General features: G+C 35.9%; 16 protein-coding genes and 1 other annotated feature. Of the genes, 7 read left to right on the forward strand and 9 right to left on the reverse strand.

The genetic code is table 11. From position 1 onward, the window contains the following. Positions 1 to 489: 489 nt before the first annotated feature. The 4 genes from COE53_RS13290 to COE53_RS13305 are packed head-to-tail and all read right to left on the reverse strand — an operon-like array spanning position 490 to position 5,046. Positions 490 to 1,716 carry a Zn-dependent hydrolase gene (locus COE53_RS13290; protein WP_098948235.1) on the reverse strand — a complete coding sequence of 409 codons (1,227 nt, stop codon included), beginning with the start codon at positions 1,714 to 1,716 and terminating at the stop codon, positions 490 to 492. Positions 1,717 to 1,733: 17 nt separating this feature from the next. Beyond that, the gene (locus tag COE53_RS13295; protein ID WP_098948236.1) at positions 1,734 to 3,221 is read right to left on the reverse strand and encodes a sodium:solute symporter family protein; all 1,488 of its coding nucleotides are present in this window, start codon (positions 3,219 to 3,221) and stop codon (positions 1,734 to 1,736) included. Then, positions 3,218 to 3,421, reverse strand: a complete 204-nt coding sequence (locus COE53_RS13300) for a DUF3311 domain-containing protein (RefSeq protein ID WP_286143759.1) — start codon at positions 3,419 to 3,421, stop codon at positions 3,218 to 3,220. The genes COE53_RS13295 and COE53_RS13300 overlap by 4 nt, the downstream gene beginning before the upstream one ends. Then, positions 3,418 to 5,046, reverse strand: coding sequence for an amidohydrolase (locus tag COE53_RS13305; RefSeq protein WP_098948237.1), 1,629 nt, complete (start codon positions 5,044 to 5,046; stop codon positions 3,418 to 3,420). The genes COE53_RS13300 and COE53_RS13305 overlap by 4 nt, the downstream gene beginning before the upstream one ends. Positions 5,047 to 5,215: 169 nt before the next feature. Here COE53_RS13305 and COE53_RS13310 point away from each other — a divergent pair, with 169 nt between their 5' ends. The 4 genes from COE53_RS13310 (at position 5,216) to COE53_RS13325 (ending at position 14,879) form a co-directional block, all read left to right on the forward strand. Next, positions 5,216 to 6,802 carry a PucR family transcriptional regulator gene (locus tag COE53_RS13310; RefSeq protein ID WP_098948238.1) on the forward strand — a complete coding sequence of 529 codons (1,587 nt, stop codon included), beginning with the start codon at positions 5,216 to 5,218 and terminating at the stop codon, positions 6,800 to 6,802. 197 nt (positions 6,803 to 6,999) lie between these two features. Further along, positions 7,000 to 8,355 carry an aspartate aminotransferase family protein gene (locus COE53_RS13315; protein ID WP_098948239.1) on the forward strand — a complete coding sequence of 452 codons (1,356 nt, stop codon included), beginning with the start codon at positions 7,000 to 7,002 and terminating at the stop codon, positions 8,353 to 8,355. A gap of 76 nt (positions 8,356 to 8,431) precedes the next feature. Then, positions 8,432 to 9,946, forward strand: coding sequence for a CoA-acylating methylmalonate-semialdehyde dehydrogenase (locus COE53_RS13320; RefSeq protein WP_091023057.1), 1,515 nt, complete (start codon positions 8,432 to 8,434; stop codon positions 9,944 to 9,946). 511 nt (positions 9,947 to 10,457) lie between these two features. Beyond that, positions 10,458 to 14,879, forward strand: a complete 4,422-nt coding sequence (locus COE53_RS13325; protein ID WP_098948240.1) for a pullulanase X25 domain-containing protein — start codon at positions 10,458 to 10,460, stop codon at positions 14,877 to 14,879. Positions 14,880 to 14,945: 66 nt separating this feature from the next. Here the strand turns inward: COE53_RS13325 and COE53_RS13330 are convergent, their stop codons facing one another. The 3 genes from COE53_RS13330 to proC all read right to left on the reverse strand — a co-directional run bounded on the left by COE53_RS13330 (position 14,946) and on the right by proC (position 17,806). Further along, complete coding sequence (locus COE53_RS13330; RefSeq protein WP_180242430.1) at positions 14,946 to 15,740, reverse strand: amidohydrolase family protein; 795 nt, start codon at positions 15,738 to 15,740, stop codon at positions 14,946 to 14,948. A 973-nt stretch (positions 15,741 to 16,713) separates the two neighbouring features. Further along, on the reverse strand, positions 16,714 to 16,857 hold the full coding sequence (locus COE53_RS23990) for a hypothetical protein (protein WP_175495611.1): 144 nt from the start codon (positions 16,855 to 16,857) through the stop codon (positions 16,714 to 16,716). A gap of 127 nt (positions 16,858 to 16,984) precedes the next feature. After that, a complete protein-coding gene (gene proC, locus COE53_RS13335) occupies positions 16,985 to 17,806 on the reverse strand; it encodes a pyrroline-5-carboxylate reductase (RefSeq protein WP_091023051.1) in 822 nt (273 codons plus the stop codon). A gap of 228 nt (positions 17,807 to 18,034) precedes the next feature. Next, positions 18,035 to 18,247: a binding site (T-box leader), on the forward strand. 103 nt (positions 18,248 to 18,350) lie between these two features. On the opposite strand from proC, the gene proB reads away from it, so the two are divergent. From proB to COE53_RS13350, 3 genes are all read left to right on the forward strand, one after another. Next, positions 18,351 to 19,454, forward strand: a complete 1,104-nt coding sequence (gene proB / locus COE53_RS13340) for a glutamate 5-kinase (protein ID WP_098948242.1) — start codon at positions 18,351 to 18,353, stop codon at positions 19,452 to 19,454. 166 nt (positions 19,455 to 19,620) lie between these two features. Then, complete coding sequence (locus tag COE53_RS13345; protein ID WP_098231558.1) at positions 19,621 to 20,868, forward strand: glutamate-5-semialdehyde dehydrogenase; 1,248 nt, start codon at positions 19,621 to 19,623, stop codon at positions 20,866 to 20,868. Next, positions 20,849 to 21,490: a recombinase zinc ribbon domain-containing protein gene (locus COE53_RS13350; RefSeq protein ID WP_069035379.1), complete on the forward strand. Its 642-nt coding sequence runs from the start codon at positions 20,849 to 20,851 to the stop codon at positions 21,488 to 21,490. Before COE53_RS13345 ends, COE53_RS13350 begins: the two co-directional genes overlap by 20 nt. Before the next feature lie 189 nt (positions 21,491 to 21,679). Here the strand turns inward: COE53_RS13350 and COE53_RS13355 are convergent, their stop codons facing one another. Together COE53_RS13355 and COE53_RS13360 are read right to left on the reverse strand one after the other, a co-directional pair. Continuing rightward, positions 21,680 to 21,877: an aspartyl-phosphate phosphatase Spo0E family protein gene (locus COE53_RS13355; RefSeq protein WP_069035380.1), complete on the reverse strand. Its 198-nt coding sequence runs from the start codon at positions 21,875 to 21,877 to the stop codon at positions 21,680 to 21,682. 186 nt (positions 21,878 to 22,063) lie between these two features. Further along, positions 22,064 to 26,932 (reverse strand): S8 family serine peptidase, encoded by a 4,869-nt coding sequence (locus tag COE53_RS13360; protein WP_098948243.1) that lies wholly within the window; start codon positions 26,930 to 26,932, stop codon positions 22,064 to 22,066. Positions 26,933 to 26,965 lie beyond the last annotated feature (33 nt).

Below are 26,965 nucleotides of genomic sequence, written 5' to 3' on the forward strand. Positions count from 1 at the left end.
GCGGGGTCTCAGCCTTCCCGCATATCCCATAGGAGTCGAGCATCCCTTCTTTCCAATCAACTTATTCATCAAAAAATGACTACGATAAACCCTAATCAAATAGCCTTTACTTAGAGTAATCTAACTGTTTTATATTCATCAGATGTAGGTCAATTAAGATCGAAACTAATATTAAACTAAACAATCGAATTTGTTAAAAAAAGCTCAAAAAAAATAATTTTAACTTCTAAAAAAATCACTTCTATTGTTATTAAAATAATGAAATTGCTCTAACATATTAACTTTTAGAACCATTAAAAGGCCATACAAAAAATGCTATTTATCATAATTAAATGTTCCCTAAAAGTCCATTTTCTCTATTGAAAATTTTTATATTCCACCACTCTGTAAGACTCTCTAATTATTTTAGAGAGTCTAAAGAAGCAATCTATTTCGTTTACGACTAGTGAAAAACATACAAAGTATTACTAGTAGTTTCGAAATAAAGCCTTATTTATTCACTTTTTCAACGCATAGTTTTAATACAGCATTAAGTAAAACATTCGCACCTTTAGTACAATCTTCATATGAAGTTAACTCATCTTCACGATGACTATATCCATTTACACTTGGTACAAAAATCATAGCAGTTGGAATATATGATGCAATAAATTGAGCATCATGGCCGGCACCGCTATACATACGATTTTCTTTATATCCTAACTCTTTGCAAGCAGATTCCACAGCATTTACGACTTCTTCATCAAAGTTAACTGTGTCTCGATCCCATAGGCGTGTGGATTTGATTGGACAGCCACTTATATTTTTTGGCAGTTCTTCCACCATTCGTGTAACTTCTGCAATAACACTCGGATCCTTATGTCTCGCCTCTAAAGTAAAGATTACTTCTGAAGGAATGACCGTGTGAATATTTGGATATGCATTTATACGACCGATTGTGTAAACGAGTTCTGAATCTAGTCTTTGTAATTGCTTTTGTAAATCGACCACAACATTGGCAGCAGTGAACATTGGATCTTTGCGCATGCTAATTGGTGTCGTACCTGCATGGTTGGATTCTCCAAATACAGAGATTTCATAGCATACCATTCCTAGTACACCTTCTACTACTCCGATTTCTAAGTTTTTCCGTTCCAGTACAGGACCTTGTTCAATATGTAGTTCGATATACGCGCTAGCTTCTTTTAAGCGATTTGCATCAGAACCTTCGAAACCGCTTTCATTTAGTGATTTTTCGAATGTAATTCCATTTTTATCAGTAGAAGCAATCATTTTCTTTTTATCAAATTTACCTGATAGCACGCCAGAAGACATAAGAGATGGCTCAAATCTTGCTCCTTCTTCATTTGTAAAATTGACAACTGTAATTGGATAATCTAATTCGATCTTTTCATCTATTATTGTATAAACAGTCTCTAAAGCTGTGAGTACACCTAGTACGCCGTCGAAACGTCCTCCCTTAATAACTGAGTCTAAGTGTGAACCAATTACAATTGGAGGCAAGTTTTGTTTCCCCGGTAAAGTGGCATACATATTTCCCATATCATCATGCTTTACTGTCATTCCCACTTCTTCACATAACGCCTGAAATTTCCTCCTTGCAGCAAGATCTTCAGGAGATAATGCTAGTCTAGTTACTCCATTGTTTTCCGTTTTACCATACTCACTAAACAACTCAATTAATTTTTGAAGCCGATTAGCATTCGCCTTGATCATATGAAGGCCTCCTTTAATTATTGGGCAATTTCTTCTGCTCCTTGCTCAGCTTTTTCTCTTTCAACCAATGTGTTAGTTACTAAACTTACGCCAACACTGATGATAATATTAATGCCAATTGCTACAAATCCAATGTTAATATCATTAATTGAACTTGGAATATTAGGGAAAATATTGACTAATTTAAATGAAGTTATTGTATTAAATAATACGATAGAAACCCCTGTAATAATACCTGCAATCGCACCATACTTATTCATTAGTTTTGTGTTAAAGAAACCAAAGATCAGAGCGGGCACTAATTGAGTAATTAAACCATATGACATAATGTTTAAAACAGCCAGCGCTTCTCCGCCCGTAATAGTAAATACATACGCTACTAAAATAATAAATAAAACAAATAATTTAGATACATTCAGTTGCTGACGATCACTTGAGTTCGGCTTAATTAATTTGTAAAATCCCGTCATTAACCCTACTGCTCCTGACATAACCATTACAGATACAGGAACTAATGCAGTTAAAAGTCCTGCTCCACCAACAATTCCTACAAACCAAGGATCAAATGTTTTCATTGTAAGACGTAAAAGAGAAAGATCACCTTCAGGGCCTTGTAATCCTGGCACTTGAATGATTGCGGCAAATCCAATAAAGAAGGCAAATAAAATTAAGATTGTGTACAAAGGCAATGTGATCGCATTTTTCTTTAATGCACGTTCACTTTTAGCTGCTAATACGACACTAAAAGATTGTGGTAAAAGGTAAAAACCAAACGCATTTAGAACAATCGTCGAAATAAACCAAGTCATACTATACCCTTCAGATGCGAATGTTAAAGCTTCTGGCTTAGCTGTTTGGACAGCTTCAAATAATGGTCGAATACCACCAAAATAATGATAAGGAATATAGATCCCTAAGAATACAATGACAAATAAGATTAAAATATCTTTTAATACCGCATTCCAAGCAGATCCATGGATACCTGAGTTAATAACATAAATAGTAACAATAACTGCACCGATTGTAGAAGCAATTAATGGCGAAATCACACCATAAGAAGCTTCGGATACGATAATCCCTAATCCTTTTAACTGGATTACGATGTACGGTACAAGTGCGATTAAACCGATGAAAGCGACAACCATACCTAAAGCCTTACTATTATAGGTTTTCATAAAGTATTGGGGCTGTGAAATAACATCATTCTTCTTTGCGAAACGCCAAATTTTTGGGATAATCCAATAGGAAAGTACATATGCCAAGCAAATATATGCCGGCACATAATAAGCTGCCGCACCATTTGAATAGGCCCATCCGCTGCCACCTAAAAAAGTAAAAGTCGTATAAACTTCACCAGCAATTAATAAGAATACGAATATTGTACCGAATCCTTTATTCCCTACCGCAAACTCATTTACATTCATTTCTTTCCCGCGACTTGCACGAATCCCTAAATATAATGCAACGGCCCCAATAAAAAAGATAATCAGTAAGGCAACATTCATTCAAATTCACTTCCTTTATTGGTAGGATCTAATATATAAACGATCAACAGAACGATAGACGATAAAATCATCCATAATACAATCCAAAATAATAAGAATGGCACTCCTAAAATAAAAGGCTCTATACGATTAGCTAAAGGCAGAAGGACACACATTCCTATGAAGGGAATAATCAGTAATAATTTAAAATAATTTCTCACTTACTACCCACACTCCATTCCTCAAATTGATTTGCATACACTATTTCACCATTTAAGATTGTTGAATCTACTTTTACTTCGAGTAAATCTTCCACGTGACAATCTAAAATGGAAGTATTTAAAATTACTAAATCAGCCAATTTTCCTGGTTCTATGCTTCCTTTCGAATCTTCATCAAAGCTTGCAAATGCTCCGTTATACGTATACATTCGAATCGCATCCATTAGGGATACTTTTTGTTGTTGTCCAAAAGCTGTGTTTTGTCGCGTTAAACGAGTAACAGCTGTGTATATGCCAACTAATGGATTAACTGTCGTGATTGGAGCGTCTGAACCAGCCGCTGTAATGATGCCTTGGTTCAATAAATCACTTGCCGCGTACATATAATTGATTCTTTCACCATAGTTACGAATATAACTTTCTCCGAATTCATAAGGGAATGAAGGGTTGAGTATAGGAATGACATTTAGTGCCTTGGCTTTTTCTTGCAAATCTGGTGGACAGACTCCTAAATGTTCAACACGATGACGATGATCATCACGTGGAAATTCATTTAAGACTTTTTCTATGACACTCAAATATTGCTCAATCGCCCGGTCACCTTGAGCATGTACTGTTATTTGATAGCCATTTCGATGTGCTGGGGAAAAGATAGAATAAAGTTCTTCTTCTGTATACTGTAAATAACCGTAATTATTTCCATCGCTTGTGAATGGTTCACGAGTAGCAATTGTCGGGCCTGTACTACTGCCATCAGTGAAAAGTTTAGCTGGTCCAATTTTGAAAAAGTCATTTCCTGTATTAGTCATTACCCCAGCCGCTAACATATTTTTAGTAAAATTCTCGCAATCGTTCAAACTGCCGATTAATGCATAAACTCGAGCTTTTAATTGCTTATTATTTGAAGCAATTTGCATAATTCTAAAGCTATTTTCATCGAATCCACCAGCATCATGAACACTTGTAATACCATAAGCAAATAATTGTTCCTGCGCTTTCATTAGCGCATTATATAATTCTTCATTACTATAAGTCACATTTTGATTAAATTCTAAAAAGGCATTTTCAATGAGGCGACCAGTAAACTTGCCGTTATTATCTTTTTCAATTGTTCCGCCTTTTGGATTAGGAGTGGTTGAATCAATGTTGGCGACCTTTAAGGCAGTTGAATTAACAATTCCAATATGCCCACAAGTGCGGGTAATGACAATTGGGTGTTCCTGTGTAAGTTCATCAAGTTCTCCAATTGTAGGATATCGTTGTTCCTTTACCATTAACTCATTAAATCCAAATACACGTATTATTTGTCCATTTTTAGTATTTTGAACAATGTCAGCTAATTTATCTTTTAGCTCTTCAATCGAATTAATTGTGGGATTTTTACAGTCGAGGTGCATTAATGTATTACCGTATAAAAAAAGATGCATATGAGCATCAATAAAACCTGGTAATACAGATCTTCCATGCAAATCAATGACTTCCGTTGAGGTAGTTATATATTTTTTTATTTCTTCTGTTGTTCCTACGGCTGCAATTTTATTCTCCTCGATCAGACATGCCTCAAAGACTTCGTTTTTACTGTTTACTGTAATCACTTCACCATTTAATAAAGCCGTCTTTTTCATTCCCACACCCTCTTTATCCAAATTTTGTGAATATACAAAAAAATATACCATAGCTTTTTAATTGCTCGATATAAACATAATGTAAAAAAGTTCCCTTTGTCGTTTTACATTATGTTATATTTTCTGTATAAAGCATTGATAAACCTTTTTCTAAAGAGGAGGCTATATATTGTCTTATTCACTTAGAGTTCAAGATTTATTTGATAAAAAACATTTCAAAAAGGCTAAAATTCTAGCTGGTCATAACGGGGTTTTGAATGCTATTAAGTGGGTTCATATACTGGAGTCGAAAGAGATTGGTACCTTCATTAAAGGCAATGAATTAGTATTAACGACTGGTATACAACTAACTCACGAAAAGACGCTTTTCGAATTTGTAGAGCAACTAATTAGTAAAGAAGCAGCCGGATTATGTATTGAATTCGGTGAACATATACAAACTGTACCGAATAATGTCATCGAGTTGGCCAACTTGTATAATCTCCCAATTATCGTGTTTAAAGAAATCATCCCATTTATAGAGATCACACAAGAAATACATAGTATGTTAATTAATCAACAATACGAAATGATTAAACGGTTAGAAAACTATTCGCAAGAAATTAACAAATTAACTTTGAAAATAACTCACTACGAACATATTTTAATGAGGCTTTATAAATATTTAAACATTAACGTTGCATTTATCATTAACGGTCAGCAACCTTCCTTTATACCAAATGAAAAACAGCATATGTATATGAACTTAAGAGACAAATACGAAAAGAAAAACGAAAGAAAACATTTTGCAAAATGTGAAGTAAATATACTAGAGGAAAGCTATGGTGAGGTATGTATTTTCACCGAAAACCGTACAATAAATGAATTCGAGTTATTAGTATTAGACAGAACTGTAACCGCTTTATCTCAATATTTGTTACGCAGTCTATACATAGAGGAGAAACAAAATATATACTCCCGCGTATTATTAGAATCTTGGTTAAATGGATCATTTGAAGATTCCGTCATTACCTCCTTCTTACAAGAACAAAGCTTTCATAATTTAGTAGATTGTTCTTATTTCGTCTTAATCGATCACATAAAGAATTCAAAAAAAGAATACGATTTAAATTATTATAAATTATACTCCCGTAATGTTTTTGAAAATAAGGGCTTCGTTATATTTTTATTGGAGGAAAAACAAAGACTGATTTATATCATTGCAGATATTTACGGATACGATACAAAAAAGCGTATTTTAGACTGCATTGAAAAAATCAAGAACTTCAGAAAGAATAATAATTATATAGACTTAACTGTCACTTCTGCTGTTGGGCAGATTGTAAATGATTATAAATTAGTGCACCAAAGTTTCGAAACTGCACAGGATACATTATTAATCCGCCAAAACGCTCTTCAACTTTCTTATTTTTATGAAGATCTCTACTTACATCAATTAATTCTTCAAATGCAAAAAAATAAAGCAATTATGGATTTAGCAAAGAACTATTTATATCCCCTCTATGAATATGATGCAAAAAATAATGGAAATTTAATAGAAACCTTACAAGTTTATTTGCAATGTAATTGTTTAAAAAATGAGACTGCTAAAAAGCTGTATATTGTCCGTCAAACGTTATATCATCGCTTGTCCAAAATTGAAAGCTTAATAGGAACTGATTATATGCTTCCACCAAAACGACTCGCTGTTGAATTAATGTTGTTGGCTACTCAAGATAATTTCCAAATTACAGACTTAGAAAAACTTTCTTTGTAAAAAGATTTCAAATCCCCTTTCTTTCTCTCAAGTCAATTTAAGTTTGCTTGAATGAAAAGAAGGGGATTTTTTTACTTAACAAAGTGTCAATATGTGAAACAGGTTTTAGTTAACATTTTACATTCTGTCTGATGCTAATCGCATTAAAAAACTTCACAATAAAGACAGATAAACAAATTACTAAAGGAGTGACTCAAATGGAAAACGTTCGTATTGCTGAAAATTTGGTTACAAAAGATGAGAAATATCTATGGCATGCAATGAAGCCTTATAACCCGCAAGCTACAACCATTATTCAAAAAGCAAAAGGAGCTTGGCTAACAGATATTGATGGTAATCGCTATTTAGATGCAATGTCTGGATTATGGTGTGTAAATGTTGGCTATGGAAGAGAAGAAATTGCAAAAGCAGCATATGACCAGCTTCTAGAGAACAACTATACACCATTATCGCTTAGTCATCCTTCTGCAATTTTACTTGCCGAAAAAATCAATGAATTACTAGGCGGAGATTATGTAGTCTTCTTCTCTAATAGCGGCTCAGAGGCAAATGAAACAGCATTTAAAATTGCCCGTCAATATTTTCAGCAAAAAGGACAAGGAAATCGATATAAGTTTGTTTCGCGCTACCGCGCATATCACGGGAACACTATGGGAGCACTCGCTGCAACAGGGCAAGCCGAGCGAAAATATAAATACGAACCTTTAGCACCTGGGTTTATTCATGTGAAAGCACCGGATCAGTATCGCTACAATGAGGATGGCTTTAAGAAAGCTAGCGAATTACCTTCCGTTAAAGCGGTAGACGAAATCATGACATGGGAACACTCTGAAACAATTGCGGCTATGATTTTAGAGCCAATTATTACAGGTGGTGGTGTCATTATGCCTCCTGAAGATTACTTAAAAGGCGTCAGAGAAGTTTGCGATAAACATGGCGCACTATTAATTGTTGATGAAGTAATTTGTGGCTTTGGACGCACAGGAAAAGCCTTCGGTCATCAACATTACGGAGTGCAACCTGACATCATTACAATGGCAAAAGGACTTACGAGTGCATACATGCCCCTATCAGCAACTGCAGTAAAGAGAGAAATTTATGAAGAGTTTACTAAAAATGGAAACTATGACTATTTCCGCCATGTAAATACATTCGGGGGTTCACCAGCAGCATGCGCAGTTGCCCTAAAAAACCTAGAAATTATGGAACGTGAAAATTTATTTGAACAGTCTTCGAAAATGGGTGCGATTCTAATTGATGAATTAAAAGAGAACATTGCACACCACCCACACGTTGGCGATATTCGTGGAAAAGGCTTACTAATCGGAATCGAGTTAGTAGAAGATCACTATACAAAAAATCCTTTAAATATAGAGAAGGTCAATCAAGTAATTGCTAAATGCAAAGAACGAGGACTAATTATTGGTAAAAACGGTGTAACAGTAGCAGGATATAACAATGTATTAACGCTATCACCACCCTTAAACATTACAATGGATGAAAAAGATTTCATTCTATCTGTCTTAGCGCAAGCAATTACTGAAACTTTATAAAATCAATAGTAATCGAAGTGAACTCTAACCGTGCTTTATTGAAATGATAGCTGAACATTGAAGGGAGAACTAGAAGATGACAAACATTACTGAAGTAAAAGAACTTACACATTATATAGATGGAAAAATGATTGCTGGCAAAAGCGGTCGTTTCCAAGAAGTATTCAATCCTGCGACTGGAGAAGTTATTGCCAATGTTCCATTAGCTTCCGTAGAAGAAGTGAAATATGCAATTAAAAAAGCAGAAGCTGCCTTCCCTGCTTGGCGTGACCTTTCAGTTGCTAAACGAGCAGAAATTGTAATGGCATTTCGAAACTTGCTAATAGAAAATAAAGATAAAGTAATCGAATTAATTTGTACGGAAAGCGGAAAAACAGAAGAAGACGCATTAGGCGAAATTACTCGAGGTATTGAATCCGTAGATTTAGCAATTAATGCTCCCCACTTGATGAAAGGAGAATATTCAGTAAATGTTGGCGGACAAATTAATGCTTATTCTGCTAAATACCCACTTGGTGTAGTAGCAGCAATCTCTCCATTCAACTTTCCAATTATGGTGCCGCTGGCGCAAACATGCATGGCAGTAGCAGTTGGAAATGCTGTCATTTTAAAAGCTTCTGAGCGTGTACCTATGACAGCTTTATATATTAGTGAGTTATGGACTAAAGCTGGTCTCCCAGATGGAATTTGGACAGTAATCAATGGAGATAAAGAAGCAGTAAACGAATTACTTGAAAACCCCGCAGTACAGGCAATTTCATTCGTTGGTTCTACACCTGTCGCACGTTATATTTATGAAACAAGCGCTAAGTATGGCAAACGAGTTGTTGCTTTAGGCGGTGGTAAAAATAATATGGTCGTCATGCCAGATGCCGACTTAGAACAAGTAGCCAATGCCTTCATTAGTGCTGGATATGGAGCTGCCTCCCAACGCTGTATGGCAATTTCAACATTAATGCCTGTAGGACAAGAAACAGCTGATCGTTTAGTAGAAATTTTAGAAGAAAAGATTAATAGATTAAAAGTCGGAGCCTACACTCAGGGTGCCGATTATGGACCAGTTATCTCGCAACAAGCGAAAGAGACTATCCTAAAAGCGATTGATCGCAGTGAACAAGAAGGCGCGAAAATAGTATGTGATGGCCGTAATAAAGACATTACTAAAAATAGCAAAGGCTTCTTCCTTGCCCCAACTTTACTAGACTATGTAAAACCAGGAATGGAAATTTATGATGAAGAAGTTTTCGGCCCTGTACGTAATATTGTACGTGTGGATTCATTAGAAGAAGCAATTAAATTAATCAACCAGCATGAATTAGGAAATGGCGTAACGATTTTTACAAACAATGGTTTAGCCGCTAGGAAATTTACGACTGAAATTGATGTTGGGATGGTCGGCGTAAATGTACCAATTCCAATTCCTGTGGGATACCATAACTTCGCCGGTTTTAAAGGCTCAAAATTTGGCGACGGACAAATGTTTGGTCCTGACCAAGCGCGCTTCTATACAAAGACGAAGATGATTTCGGAGCGTTGGTTGACTCCTAGTGAAAATAGTAGTTTATCGTTTGCGTTTCCAAGTAATAAGTAACTATCTAGTTTAATAGACACAAAAAGACGCGGTCCCAGTATTTTAATTGGGACCGTTCCTTTTGTGTTTGAGGTATGAATGCTCTCCTCTAAGCTTTTACAGTCATATCGTGTGCAAACAATTTCTCTACTCCACTCCAAACCGAAAACACGAAATAGGAAAAATGCTCCCCCACTCTACTACTTCTCTAATATCATCTATTTTGATTAGTTGGTTTACAAAATCACTATTCCATAAATCTACTATCGCTTCATTTACGATTATCTCCCTTTATACTTTAGTTCCCTTAAGCACATATGAACCTTATCTTGAATTGACATTAAGTGTGTTTAATTCAGAAAATTTGTATTATTTTGCTATTTTTGATTGATTTGTGTTAATAAACAGTTATAATTATTTTGAAAACAATTTGTGCAAACGCTTGCAATAAATAAGCATTACCTACATACATATTTTTATTGCATCTTTGTATAAACGTTTTCCTAATTAAAAAAGAGAAAGGGGTTTTTTCATGAGGAGAAAACAGAGAACATTTTTATCGCTCGTCACTATATTCGGATTAATTTTCCAGATGTTTCCGGGACTTTTTACAAATGCAGCAAAAGCAGCAGAAACAACAACTAGACAAGTTGTACTTGTAGGAAGCATGCAAAAATTATTTGGAAATTCTGGGGATTGGGACCCATCCTCGCAACAAACAGAAATGGTGTATAAAGGTAATGGTCTCTATACATTTACTGGTACTTTACCGGCTGGTGAATATGAGTACAAAATCGCCATTGGTGGAAACTGGTCAGAAAATTACGGTGAAGGCGGAAATCCTGGAGGCAACAACATTAAACTAATACTATCCGAACAAAAGGCTGTCACTTTCTACTATAATGACAACACTCATTCAATTACTGATAGCACTCATTACACCCCTATAGCAGAGGAAAAACAACCTCGTCTTGTTGGAACGATCCAACCTGCAATTAATGCAGGATCAGCTTGGAGCCCAGCAGAATCAACAGCCTTTTTAAAAGATGATAATTTCAAAAATATCTATTTCTTTACCACAAAAGTGCCAAGTGGTACATATGAATACAAGATTGTACTAGGAAAAGATTGGACCGAGTCCTACCCTACTTCCAATCTGAAGTTAACTGTACTCTCTGAATCTACTATTACATTTTTCTATAATAGTGAAACAAAAGAAGTTTATACAGATTATAAACCAGCAGGCTCTGATGGCCTGATTGACCAGAATACCCTCTCTCATGATTCATGGGACGAAGTATACAAAAAGCCATTCGGGGCTGTTCCAGAAAAGACACCTGTCACCTTACGGATATCGGCTAAGAAAGGAGATTTGACAGGTGCGAGCCTTTATGTAAAAAATTATAATTCTGGCACAACAAAGGTCTTGGCTATGAAGAATGTAGGCTGGTCAAATACAAATGGCAAAGGTGACCTTGAGTATTGGGAAGCTACGTTTACGCCAACAGACAAAGGGGTTCATGGGTATAAGTTCATTGTCAGGGATCAAGATACAACAGCTGAATATGGAGAAGACACACAAGAAGGTCATACTGGAAAAGCAGTAGATAAAAATGCAAGCCTTTTCCAACTGACAGTATATGACCCTAGTTACCAAACGCCAGATTGGATGAAAGAAGCTGTAGTTTATCAAATCTTCCCCGATCGCTTTTTTAACGGAAACAAGACAAATGACAATGTAAAAGATAAAATTGGTGCTCGTGGTAATCAGCCAATCGAACATCCCGCTTCTTGGTCAAGCTTACCTGATAATCCTTATGAACAAGGAACTGGATCATATACTGGAGACGGAGAGTTTAGTAATGATTTTTATGGCGGAGACATCGCTGGAATCAAATCTAAACTTGATTACCTTCAATCACTAGGAGTTAACACACTCTATTTAAATCCGATTGCTCTTGCACCATCTAACCATAAATATGATGCAACAGATTACAAATTGGTTGACCCGATGTTCGGCTCAGAAAAAGAATTTAAGGATTTCACTAAAGAATTAGCAAAACGTAATATGCATTTAATTTTGGACGGTGTTTTTAATCACGTATCAGACGATTCCATCTACTTTGACCGCTATAACAAATACAATACCGTCGGTGCATATGAATATTGGTCTCGTATTTATGATTTGATGAATAATGAAAAATTGTCCGAGGCTACTGCCAAAGAGAAAGCGAAAAAGCAATTTATCTCCGAAGGCCAATCTTTTAGTCCGTACGGTTTTGAAAACTGGTTCCATATTGAAAATGTTAAAGTACCGAATGAAAAAGTCAACGGTGTTTCAAATGGAGAACATTACAAGTATGAAGGTTGGTGGGGCTATGACAGTCTCCCAGTATTTGAATCAAAAGAAGGTTCAAAGGTTGATCACCCTAGTGAACTTAACAACACTGCATTTGCTAACTATATAATGTATGATAAAGACTCTGTGAGCAAATCATGGATTGATCGAGGTTCTTCCGGTTGGCGTTTAGATGTAGCGAATGAAGTAGACAGCTCATTTTGGCAGGAATTTCGAAAAGAAATTAAATCCAAGACGATGACCGGTGCAGGACAAACTCTTCAAAAAGATGAAGAACCACTTATTTTGGGAGAAATTTGGGATGATGCTTCCAAATACTTCCTCGGAGATCAATATGACTCTGTAATGAATTATCGTTTCCGAGGTGCCATACTAGATTATTTAAAGAATGGTAATGCAGAAAATGCACAAAACTCACTCCTTGCAGTACAAGAGGATTATCCAAAGGAAGCTTTCTATGCTCTAATGAATTTAATGGGATCACATGATACCGCACGAGCTATATTCCTGTTAGGCAACGGGACAGATACTTATAACAGAGCTGAACAGGATCCGAACTATAACTACAATGAAGGTGTAAAACGATTAAAGCTAGCCTCTATCCTTCAAATGGGTTATCCTGGTGCACCGACCATTTATTATGGAGATGAAGCAGGGCAAACAGGTTCAAAAGATCCAGATGATCGCCGTACGTATCCATGGGGAAATGAAAACCAAGATTTGATTAAACATTATCAAACGATTGGTCAAATTCGTAGTAAAAATACCGATTTATTTAGTCATGGAGATCTTCACCATATTTATGCTAAAGACGATGTATTAGCTTACGTTCGTACTAAAGGAACAAAATCAGCTCTTATCATCATCAACAGAGGAAAAACTGCACAAACTGTTGAAGTTGACACTAAAAAAATGATTGCAAACGGAATTCGTCTAGAAGACCAACTAGATAAAAAATACGCTGCTACAGTGAAGGATGGCAAGCTGACATTGACCATACCTGCTGAATCAGGAAGAATGTTACTTTCTAGTAATGACGTGAAAAATCCACAATCAGTTAAAAATGTACTCGGTACTGTAGGCTCTAAACAAATTACTTTAAATTGGACAGGAACTGGCACAAAATTTAACGTTTATCAAACAACTGTTGCTGGCGGATTATGGACAAAAGTAAAAGAAACTAAAGACACTAATGTAACCATTTCAGATTTAAATAATGGTCGTAACTACTATTTTTCTGTAACTGCTGTAGATTCAAATGGGAATGAATCTGAACCTGCTGTCTCAGTTGGTCTCGTGCCTCATTACGATGTTAGCAAAGCTAGCGTGTCCAACATGACAGCCTTAGCTAATCAGGAGCTGAATTTAGCACTTGATTCAACTGTTAAAGCAACTTTTTACTTGCCAGGTGCAACAGAAACAGGTCCAGCTGAAGGAATTACCGCTGAGCTTCAAGTAAGAATGAAAGGCCAAACTGCTTGGGAATCATACAAAGCTCTATATAATGGTCAATCTCAGGAAAATCAAGCTAATGAGTTCCAAGGCAGCTTCACTCCATTAGAGGCTGGCATATATGAATACCGAATGGCCTTTACACCTGATTTAGGAAATACTTGGGTATACTCTGAAACAGGAGAAGTGAATTACACACGTAGCACTTTAGATACTACTCCCCCTGCTAGTAAGGTCACTTTGGAGACACCAATTCAAGAATCTGGCCAGGTTAACTTGAACTGGAAACTTACCCAGCCAGATCAGCCATATAAAACGGTCATTTACCGTGACGGTCATATCCTTACTTCAGTAAACGGGGACACTACTACCTTCCGTGATTATCAGGTCACAAACGGTACAACATATACCTACCAAATCCGCGTCTTTGATCAAGCAGGAAACTATGTGGATTCAAATAATGTAAATGTCACACCTGATATTGTCATGGTACAAGTCACATTTAAAGTACATGCACCAAGTGACACTCCATTGTCAGCACAAATGAATATACCAAACAGCTTAAATGGTTGGAATACAGGTGCATGGTCAATGAGCCGAAATGGCGCAGTTACACCGGATTGGGAATATACAGTTGAGCTTGAAGAAGGAACTGAAATTACCTATAAATATACGAGAGACAACACATGGGATCATGAAGGATTAGCAGACCATACACCATCTGACACATCAGATGATGATATCAGTTACTATGGTTACGGTGCGACTGGAACCGATATGAAAATAGTTGTTTCAAATCAAGGTGGCAACAAAATGACAGTCCAAGATACGATCTTACGCTGGATTGATAATCCACTTGTTGTAAGCCAAATTGATGTGAATGGTTCAACTCTAACTGTCAAAGGGAATGCTATTAAAGGAGCTAACCTCACAATCAATGGGGAAAAAGTAACTGTAAATAATGAGATGAATTTCACCCAATCTTTTAATCTAAAAGAAGGTCAGACACAAGTACCAGTTCACATTGAACCAACAGATACAACCAAAACCACAATTTTTAAAGGTGATGGTGGTTCGATTAATAAAAACACTAAAAACTATGTGATTGATGTTATTAATAAAACGATTAGTGAGTCCAAATAAATAGAAAGAAGAAGGTCTACCGATTTTGGTAGACCTTTTTTTGAATTATTTTTGCCGTCATTTAAATTATTCAATTAATCCTAAAAAGTTTTTTCCGAGTATGTATTCCTTTTCATTATCTGGAATTAGAAGGGATTCCACCCATCTCTTCTTGTCCGAATAGTCATATTCATTAAATGTCTTCATTCCATATGGACCATCACAGCCAAAAAGAACTTTACGGTAACCTAAAGCCTTTACTGCTTGTTTTACAATTGACGGATCGAGATAATCACTAGATGTATCAACATATACATTTGGTTGATCCTTAACGTATTTCCATAGTTTTTCCCAAAATGGAAGACCAGCATGAGCATAAATTAATTTAAGTTTAGGAAAATTTTCAGGTAGATATTTATAACTGTCAATTTCTGAAGAAAGATGAATAATCATAGGTACACCTCTTGATTCACATAAAGCAGCAACTGGTTCAAGAGCTTTAATACTATAACCATGCATGAATGGATGAGCCTTTACACCAATAAAACTAGGGTTTTTAAGATAGAATTCTATTTCTTCCATAAAATTAGGAATCATAGGGTTCACTGCTACCCAACCTAGAAAACGATCTGGAAATCTTGCAATTGCAGTAGCCACGATATCGTTGTTCGGTTTAGTAAAAATCTTATATGAGTTACCATAAAGTTTTAAATAGCCATCTTTCACAAGGCCATCGTAAATTTTATGCCCAATTTGAGGTGTATTAAGTATTAGAAAACGGAATAATTGTTGGATATGATACTGAATGGTACTATCCGATTCAAACATTGTTTCACTCATTGGGGGGATCAGAGCAGTTTTTGCTATATTATTTTGATCCATCCCCTCTATCATTTTTTCTAAAGTCAACATGGATTCATCAACATGAAAATGGCAATCAATAATTATATAAATCTCCCCTTTTCTACTCTATTATTTTCTATTTATTGCTTTATCAACTTTTAAATGATTCACTATAAACTGTTTTTACTATTATCATATATATGCTATGAAAAAACGTTATTAAATTAAAGGCTTCTGAGCAGCTTCAAGACACCTTTAACAGCAAAAGAATTGCTCTTTCTTTTTTACGAATAAATTTAGAAGCTCTCTTTAGGGGATTTTTCAGCTATTCAGTGTGGGATTAAGAATTGGGATACATAGTTTTACGAGACATTATGTACTGTGATCCAAAAAAAATCAGCAGAACCGCTAGTAGCCGAGTGAAATACAGCTACTAAAATAAGAAGTTTCGTATTTTATGAGACTAGTTCAACCCAATAGCTTAAAAAAGAAAAAGGCTTATACAATTTTTTTATAAGCCTTTTTTGTAGTTAGGTTATCTATAGTCTTTTAATTGAATTGAGTGGTATCTAGTAGTTTTACTAATTAATTTAGTACGTTTGCTTTCTGAGTATGAATAATAATTTATTTTACTCCTTTTGTAATAAGCGTCATTCTTCACATAAATTACCGCTTTTAGATATTTAGGGGTATAGTTACCAAATCCAGGGAAAACTAATATACCATTCCAAACAGCTTTTACTTTATTAATATAATAACCTCCTGGTAATCCATTAATCAGAGTAGTTTCTTTTTTGGTTTGTTTTTAATTTGTTTTTCTATCTTTCAAAAAACAAATTAAATCTGTCATCCGACACAGCTTGCATTAAAATTGTATTTCTATCAGTTTACATTTTTTTATTACTTTATTTTCTTTTTTAAATTCTTCAACAGGTCATTTGTAAACTTCAAATGCTCCAATATTGTATCAAGTTTTTCGTTCATTATAAAAGCTGTTACAGGATTATAAAGGCTAACTGAAGCTCCCTTTAATAACTTGTTTAACAGCTTCTTCTACCTTCATAACTTCTTTTAATATAATTGACTGTTCAAAACAATCCATATCTTTAGCACTAAAGGAGTCTAGAGCCACTTTCTCGATCCGTTTTATATTCATAATCGTACCCTAACAAACAACAAAGAAAAAATAGGGAAAAGGGTAGAGGTGACTACTTCAATCCCTCTACCCTTCCCCCTACTTAAGCCTACGTTCAAAACTGAACAAAAAATCGCCTTTTTTTGTTTTACATATGTTTGATGAGACTGGATAGTTCAACAGACTTTTGCGTACAACGCTTTATAGCTGAAATGATAGCTGTTCTTAAGCCTTTTTCCTCTAATATTGCTACAGCTTCTATTGACGTTCCACCTGGGGAACAAACCATGTCTTTCAATTCACCTGGATGAATTCCCGTTTCCAGTACCATTTTTGCAGAGCCTAATACAGCTTGAGCTGCGAATTTATATGCTTGATTTCTTGGCATACCATCTAATACAGCAGCATCTGCCATGGCTTCTATAAACATAAATACATATGCTGGCGAAGAACCACTTACAGATGTTACAACATCCATTAATTTTTCGTTTACTATCTCTGTTTGGCCAAAACTATTAAAAATGTTCAGTATATCCTCTAAATCTTTTTCTGTAACCATTTCATTAGGACATAACGCAGACATTCCTTCTCCAACAAGAGCCGGTGTATTAGGCATTACTCTTACAACCTTTAATTTTTTATTAAAAGCTTCCTCAGTACTTTTAATGCTTTTTCCTGCAGCGATAGTTACGACTATAACATCGTTTTTTATCTGTTCGTTTATTTCGTTAATTACTGATGAGTATAGGTCTGGTTTGATAGATAAAATTAAAATGTCAGCATTTTTAGCTACCTCATTGTTGTCAGTAGTTGTAGTTATACCATATTTTTTACTAGCATTTTTTAAATTTGAATGGTTTAAATCAGAACAAATTATTTTATCCGAAGGCACTATATTTTTGGTTATCATCCCACCAATCATAGCTATCCCCATATTTCCGCATCCAATGAATCCAATTTGTTTATCCATATTTACTCAATTTTGCTCCTTCTAAAATAAATTATATCGGTTCGAAATTATTATTCTGAAAAAACTAATAATATCCCATACAATATAAAAAACCATTTTAAGAGAGTACATTGTTTTTTGCAATATAAAAAAATATAGAAATCAGTTTTATTCTGAAAATTAATTTAACTTTAAAAATGCCTCTTGACATAAAAACGCGCTATATTGCATAATGTATAAAAATCAAATTGAAAATCGTCGAAGGGAACTAGTACATATATCTTCTTGCGAAAGAGAGTGGAATTCACCGGCTGAAAGATTCCTCGTATAGAAAGTATGGAACCTATCCCTGAGTCTTAAACGAAAGTTTAGGCGTATACCTTCGTTATAGGTGTCAAGCGGATATATATATTTATATCAATAAAGGTGGTACCGCGGAACAATGACCGTTTCGTCCTTTTTATTAAGGGCGAAGCGGTCATTTTTATTTTGCTCTTTATTGCTAAATAGCATGTTAAAAGTTTAATTTACAAAAAAATTCGCATTTAGAATAGGAGGTACAAAAGTGAAAAAACAACGAATTGTCGTGAAAATTGGAAGCAGTTCCTTGGCAGTTGATCATGGAGGTATCTCTGAGGAACAGCTTTCTGATCATGTTGCTGCTTTGGCGAAATTGAAACAGGAAGGACATGAAGTGTTGCTGGTTACATCTGGGGCAATTGCTGCAGGTTTTTCTGCTCTTGGGTATCCAAGTCGACCTGTAACAATTAAAGGGAAGCAGGCTGCCGCGGCTGTAGGACAAAGTCTGTTAATGCAGGCGTATACGGAGGAATTTCGTAAATATGGTATCGTTACCGCGCAGCTTTTGCTGACGAGAAGTGATTTTTCTAGAAAAGATCAATACAGTAATGCATATGCCACTTTAGGAGAGCTACTTAATCGTTCCGCTCTTCCAATAATCAATGAAAATGATTCAATTTCTTTAGAGGAGCTGACTTTTGGTGATAATGATATGCTGTCAGCTTTAGTGAGTGGGCTTGTTTCGGCGGATATGCTCATGATTTTTACGGATGTGAACGGCTTATATGACCAAAACCCTCAGAAAAATGCGGACGCGAAAAAGTATTATTTCCTCCCTGAGGTTACGGAAGAAATTACTTCTCTTGCTGAAGATGCGGGCTCAAAACTTGGGACTGGCGGTATGAGATCAAAAATCGATGCTGCAAAGACAGCACTATCTCTTGGAGTGAGTGTATTTATCGGAACAGGACGTGGACAGGAGAAGTTTTTAGATGTTTTGAAGGGTAAAGGTGATGGAACGTATATCGGTAATGCTCCTCAAAAAGTGATTAAGATGAACAAGCAATGGATCGCGCTACATTCACTTGTTAATGGACAAATTGAAGTAGATGCTGGGGCAGCCTCTGCCATCATTCATCATGGAAAAAGTCTTCTTCCTGCTGGTGTTACTAATGTGTCTGGATTCTTTCGAGCGGGCGAAGTTGTGGAGGTCATCACACAACAAGGACTCTTGATAGGGAAAGGTCTATGTAGATATAGTGCAGAGGAACTACAGGATATAAAAGGGATGCAGAGTCACTTCATTCAGGCTCAAGGCGTAAGACATAGCTATGAAGTCATTCATAGGGATAATTGGGTTTCATTTTAAGAAGAAAGAGGATCCGTTCACGTAAAGAGGGCGGAATCCTCCGTCCTAAATCTGATAGATTCACCTAATATCTATGTAGAAGAGTCTTGGATGATCGTTCCAAGTTATCAAAGTTAAACATGCCTCAAGTTTTTATATTTTGAATCTTTAAAAGGGGGAAATGAAGATGAATGAAGTATTAGAAAAGGGACAAAAAGCGAAAAAGATAGCTGGAGAACTTGTTCTAAAATCCACAGTTCAAAAAAACAAGGCACTTGCTGCGATTGCGGATCAATTGATAATAGAAACACCTTATATTTTGGAGGAGAACAAAAGAGATATTGAAGTAGGTAAAGCAAAAGGAATGTCCGCTTCTATTCTTGACCGCCTTACGCTGAATGAACAGCGCATTATTGATATGACAGAGGGTATCCGGCAGCTAATTGATTTGCGTGATCCTGTTGGAGAATGTGTAACCACATGGGAAAGACCGAATGGATTGTCTATTCAAGAAATGCGTGTGCCACTAGGTGTTGTCGGGATGATTTACGAAGCGCGACCGAATGTAACTGTGGATGCGGCCACAATTTGCTTGAAAACAGGAAACGCAGTTATCTTGCGTGGCAGTTCTTCCGCTACTTATTCTAACAAAGCCATCGTAGCTGTCATTCACCGAGCCCTTAAACAAACAAGCTTGCCTCCAGAAAGTGTACAGCTCATTGAAGATACGTCACGATATAGTGCAAAGCAGCTGTTTACATTAAATGAGTATTTGGATGTTCTTATCCCAAGAGGTGGCAAACAGCTAATAGATACTGTAGTTAGAGAAGCGTCTGTTCCTGTATTGGAAACAGGTGCGGGAAATTGTCACATATTCATTGATGAAACAGCGGATAAACAGATGGCATTTGATATTATTATAAATGCAAAAACACAGCGACCATCTGTATGTAATGCAATTGAAACAATTATACTTCATGAGGAGTGGGCGCACCGATTTGGTACAGAGCTCTTTTCTTCCTTAAAGGAAAAAGGAGTAGAGTTACGTGGAGATAAGAAGGCACTGGCTATCGATTCTTCTATTGTACCTGCTTCAGAAGAAGACTGGGGAACTGAATTTTTGTCTCTCACGCTGGCAGTTAAAATGGTCTCCTCTGTTGAAGAAGCTATTAACCACATCAATACTTATGGATCCATGCATTCCGAAGCGATTATTACAGAAAGGGAAGAAAGTGTGAACAAGTTTTTCACGTCCGTAGATGCCGCGGCTCTCTACCATAATGCTTCGACTCGCTTTACTGATGGTTTTGAATTCGGCTTTGGTGCAGAAATCGGCATCAGTACGCAAAAGCTACATGTAAGGGGACCAATGGGACTTCCTGCATTGACTTCTACAAAATACGTGATTCGTGGAAATGGACAAATTCGGAGATAAGGAATGTCATTTGTTCACTAATGTATTGTTCTGTGAAAATTGCCAAAAAGGAATGTGGTACAAGGCAAATCAAAAAGTGTATAGATGCGGAGGTAATATTAAGTACGGTGATCCTTTCTGTTTAAATAGAGTAGTTATCCGTGAGAAAGAGCTAAAACACATTATCCTAGAGGATCTACAGGAGTTATTCCATTCCATTCAAGATGATGAGTTTATAAAGAGTTTACACAAAAGATTGGATCAAAAGAAGGTTTCGATTTCAAACGAACTAACAAAAATCAAAAATAAAGCAAATAAATTACGTTCTAGAAAGAGAGATTACCTTGATGATATGTACGCTGACCAAATTATATCTCGAGAAGAACTGGTTGAATATAGAAAGCAGATAGACCAGGAAGTAGCTGAACTCGAAACAGCCAAGATTGAGTATCAAGAAAAGCTTGAAGAGTGCGAAAGTGAGAACTATGCAATTGATTTAGGAAAAAAGCTTAAAGACGTTTCATTACTAGATGATTTAACTCCTCAAATCTTGTACTCTTTGGTGAATAAAATAACCTGTAGCATTGAAGGTAATCTACGTATTCATTACAACTTTGTAAATCCTTTCGAAGAACAAGAATAGGCAACAACCGCAAGGGTTAGTTGCCTTCTTTTAAAATGAGTTGCGAGATACACTCCACGTCCGCAGTACGTAATTGACAATACATGAGATGATGTTGAGTTTACATCTAATCTCTAAATATAAAGGACATTCGACCGTTAGTATGAATACGAATTGGTGCCAAGTACTACAAGATCAGTTTATTGGTATCTAAATTATTAAGTACTCATACCGCTCTTCCCTAAAAGCCGTAAAGCTTTTAAATAACTGATTTATTAACTGATCTAACTCTTGGCTACATTGAATGGTATTAGAATGAAGAAATCCATACTGCTTACAAAAATTATATAATTCATTTCTCTTTTTCTCTACCTCAAGTTTTGCTTGTTGTTGTAATAAAGTAGCCATCCCTAAACCCCTCCACCCGGTTCTTGCTATCATGTAAGTCAACTAGGATCTATCAGTAGTTACACATATGATGTCAAAGCATACCAGTTGCTGTACTTGTTTCTTTTTTAGGTCAAGACCAATCAAACGAATGGAGTAATCTAAGACTTTTTCATTTGCATTCTGAATGATCGTATTGAACCTAATTTATTTTTTCACTACAACTTTTTTCGCTTTACCTGTATTCCCTGCTTTATCTTTTGCATAAACGTAAAGGACTGTTCCCACTTTTTGTTTTTTATAAGAAACAGTATAAATTCCTTTACTGTTAGCAGTACTAGAACCAATGATTACTTTTCCTTTTTTCACATAAACTTTAGCACCTGGTTCGGCTTTCCCTGTTACTTTTGTATTAGATAAACTTTTAACAGAAGGAATTGCTGGTGGTGTTATGTCTTTTATTACTACCTTTTTTGCCACTCCAACATTCCCCGATTTGTCTACTGCGTATACATTAATGATTGTTCCTACTTTTTGACTTTTGAAGGTAATAGAATAAATTCCTTTGCTGTTTACAACTGAGGAACCTATGATTAATTTGCCTGCTTTAGCGTATACTTTGGAACCTATCTCAGCTTTTCCAGATATTCCTGTATATGTCACCTTACTTACCAAAGGAATACTCGGTGCTGTTTTGTCTGGAACAGGCTTAGGAATTGGTTTGCAATTTACATATAGCTTTCCTGCTGCCGTGGAACTTAATGAATTTCCATACATATCTTCAACTTTTACCACTATTTGTGCACCGTTTAATGTAAGCTTCTTAGTTGCTGTCCAGTTGCCCTTATAGTGTCCAGTGCCATTTCCTTTTGCATCCTTTACTTCGGTCATAACTACCTCAAAGTTGTTTAAACTTGCTGTTGGCACATATACTGCACTTGTTATGCCGTTAATCGGAGCGTTAATTGTAAATACTGCCTTTTTTAATCCAGGCTCACTGTCGAACTCGACCTTTAATGTTTGATCTGCCTTTAATATTACATCACTCGATGGCATTATATTTTTAATTTCATGTATTGAGTATTTTACATTAACTGTTATGCTCTTTGCAGTTTCATTTCCTGCCTTGTCTCTAGCAACAATATTTATTACATTTTCCCCTTCCTTGGACATAAGCTTTACTGTCCAATTCCCATTTGAATCTATGTCTGTCTTTGTTCCGTTAACTTCAACATAATCTAAATAATCATCTTTAGCTGTTCCTGTTACAGTTATAACCTGATCATTTATATTTGCGTTATTTTGTGGGCTTGTAATTTCTAAAACTGGTTCTGTCTTGTCTACTATAACCTTTATCTCCTTCGAATAAGGAGTAGATCCGATTTCTGTAATAGTTTTCGCCTTTAGAATATTAACTCCCTCTTGAAGTACAGCATCAATTGAGAAACTTCCATCATCATTTGTCTTTCCATTTGCTATATCTTTATCACCGCTAAATAGATGAACGTCCATTCCTGGAGCTGCCTTACCTTTTATTGTTGCGTTTTCATTATTCAAATATGAGCTGTCCGCTGGTGATGTTATACCTGGAGCTAGTGCTTCCTGTTTAACTGTTGCTCTAATCATCATATTTCCAAAATCTTTATTTGCTAAAGTGAATGGACCACCCTTTACAAACCACCATGATCTTTGTGCTACTATTGGGTTATTTTTATCCAATGAAATTTGTGGGCTTTGAGGAGCAAACTTATCCTGTATAAAAACCATATAAAAATCACCTGTTACCACTATTTGCTCTGAGGTTAAATCAACAACTGTCCATTTTCCTGCCTCCCTAGTAGTAGTTGCACTAAATGGTCCTGCTACCATTTTTCCAGGGGCGCCATCCTGTCCACTTGCATCATAAACTGCCACCTTAAATGTATTTCCACCTGATCTTGGATCAATCATAAATAATCCAGAGGTTACTATTGCTTTGGTCTGTCCTTCCGGAAGTGACATTCTTACTGCATAGCCACCTCCTGCTTCCCATTGAGCCACTGAATATTCTGGTGTTCCATCATCATAGCCTATCTCTCCTAGGAAATTTATAAATGGTTTTAGCTGAATATCATGCGACACATGTTCATTACCCGTAATATCTACAGTAAATCTCTCATCAAAATAATTCTCAGCAATAACCTGTACTGTATATTTACCTTCATATCCAGTTATTGAGTAGTTACCCTCTGCATCAGTCGTAACTGGTGCTACTGCTGCATCCTCAATTAAGTAAATTTTTGCGTTTTTAACTGGTTTTCCCGTTTGGGCATTAATGATTTTACCTGTTACTGTTCCCTTAGGTATTGGAGCCATTGTAATGTTTGTATTTTCAAGAACTTGGTTAGCTGCTACTTGAACCTGCTTATCCTGTGGATAGTATCCATACTTTTCAGCTCTTAGTGTATACTCTCCTTCTTTAACCTTAAAACTATATGATCCGTCTTGCGGATTTGTTTTTGTTGAACGACCATTTTCAAGAATAGATACTGTAGCTGATAATGGAATTTTCGTTATCTCAGCATTTGTCTCCGCAGAATTTATTATTTGTTCTTTTGGGCTGTTGCTTAAAGCGGATGTATCACCTGATGCTGCAAACAGGTTTGTTAAACTAAACTGTTCTTTAGGTCTGCTTCTTAAAGCTGATGTGCCACCTGGTGCTAAAGATTTGTTTGTTAATCTAACATCATCTATAAACCATCCCTGCTTATTATTGGAGTCATTAGATATAAAGGCAAATGCGATATTTATTTTCTTTCCTGCGTATTCGCTAAGATTTATTTCCTCATTTGAATATCCTTCTGTCTTAGTGCCTCCATATGATGCTAATATATACCAATTATCATCGTCATCACCTTTAGCCAGAACAAACGCACGGTCATTATTTTCTTCTACATCATACCAATTTTTAAACTGTAAATAAGCACTTCCATTTGGCAGGACAATAGGAGGTGATTTTATTAGCATTCTTTCATTTTCTGAATAAGTTCCTTCAAGATTAGTAGCTAAAACTTTTTCTCCTGAGACTGCTGCATTAGGTCCTGTTGTTGGTTTTCCCCAGTTCCATTGATCCTTAAATGGAGCCTCCAAGACGTTTTCCCATCCTGTTATATTTGCTTCAAAATCATTAAAGTATCCTATTGTAATTGCAGGTTTAACAAGTATTGTATAGATATCACTTGTAACCTCGTTCTTTCCAAAGTCAACAATTCTCCATCTGTAAGATAGATTTGATACTACTCTATCAGCTGGAATTACAGCTTCATAGCTTCCTGACTTGTAGTCCCCACTCTTCCTATCAGCTGCCACTGTTGTCCACTCATCTGCAGAATTTCTATATTGAAGCTCAACTGACTCAACACTTACATTATCCTGTACATCTATTTTTAATTTTTGTTCCAATCCTTCGTATGTCACTGTAACAGGTGTATGGTTAAATGTTGGTGGAACTGTATCCTCTGCATCTTGTAATACCTGGCCTTTAATCTCAGAAATTCCTTGCATAACTGATGTTACAGCCTTAAATGCATTAATAACACCATATCCATATCCATTGTTAGGATTTGTAGGATATTCAGAGTTAGTACAAGGAGTTGCTGTTTCCTTTATTATTTTTTCAATTTCACTAACTGTTAAAGAAGAATTGGCTTGAAGTAATAATGCTACAAGTCCTGATGTATGTGGACCTGCCATCGAGGTTCCATTCCATCCACCCTCATATTTACTTCCTGGAACTGATGATCTTATATTAACTCCAGGTGCTGAAATATCTGGCTTAAGTATTCCACCATATGGTGATGGTCCCCTTAAAGAAAAGCCAGCTAAATTGTTGTTTATGTCAGTCGCTCCTGTTGCAAAGGATTCTTGATAGTTTGCAGGATTAGCGACTGATCCTGGTCCACCAGAATTGTAAGGGGTTGTATTTCCTGCTGAAAATTCCGGGAATATATCTGCTGCTCTCCAATTTGTTATAATAGTTTTATACCAATCATCTATTCCAGGACCGCCTCCCCATGAGTTATTAATTACATCAGGAGCCATTTCTGGATGTGGTACTCCATTTTTATCTTTAGGAGCAAGCATCCATTCACCAGCTTCTATTAAATCTTCATCTGTTCCACCATCTTTTGTAAATGCCTTAGCAGCAATCCACTTTGCTCCTGGTGCAACACCTATCTTATTTGTACCATTTGGTTCTGAACCAACCATAGTACCTACTGTATGGGTTCCATGACCTACATTATCGTATGGTGCTGAACCGTTATTTTCAGTTGCATCAAACCAATTGTATTCATTATTTGGATTATCTGGATTAGCTGGGTCAAATCCTCTATATTTTGTCTTTAATGCAGGGTGATCCCACTGAACTCCTGTATCTATGCTACCAACAACTATTCCTGTTCCATCTATTCCCAAACTCCAAACATCAGGCACTCCAATTTTTTCAAGGTTCCATTCTACATTATTAGCCGCTGTAATAGTAGCTTCAGTAGTTTTTGCAGGCTCAATTAACTTTGTAATTCCATTAGGTCTTATACTTTCAACCTCGGGCATATCTGCTATGTTTTTCATAACTGCCTCTGTTGCTGTAACTACCATACCATTTACTATATAAAATGAATTAAAATCCTTTACATTTCCGTTATTCTTTTCTTTTTCAATATACTTCCTCAAATTTCTCTGTGATGAATCTGCTTTAATTTTTAATTCAGAAACGATTGATGAACGTACTACTAACTCTTTTTTCACATTTGATAGATTTTTATTCTTAGCCTTAACTTCCTTAGCGACCTTTACTGTATCTACCTGATCCTTAAATTTTACAAGAAAGGTAGTTTGAGAGTTATTCGCAAATTCTTTTATAAGTTCTGGACTTATTTTATTCTCTATTACTTCTTTAGCTTCGGGGTTATAGCTTGTCTCAATATTGTCCTTTGCATAAGCTTTAATATAATTTCCAGCTGGTGCAGCAAATGAACTTACGGTAACTATTAAAGCTGTCGACAATGTAAGCAATTTTTTGGTGATTTTTATCATGTTTATCCCTCCATATTTAGATTGAATTTACAT

This window comes from Bacillus sp. AFS029533, from assembly GCF_002585125.1.
Classification (GTDB): Bacteria; Bacillota; Bacilli; order Bacillales; family Bacillaceae_G; genus Gottfriedia; species Gottfriedia luciferensis_B.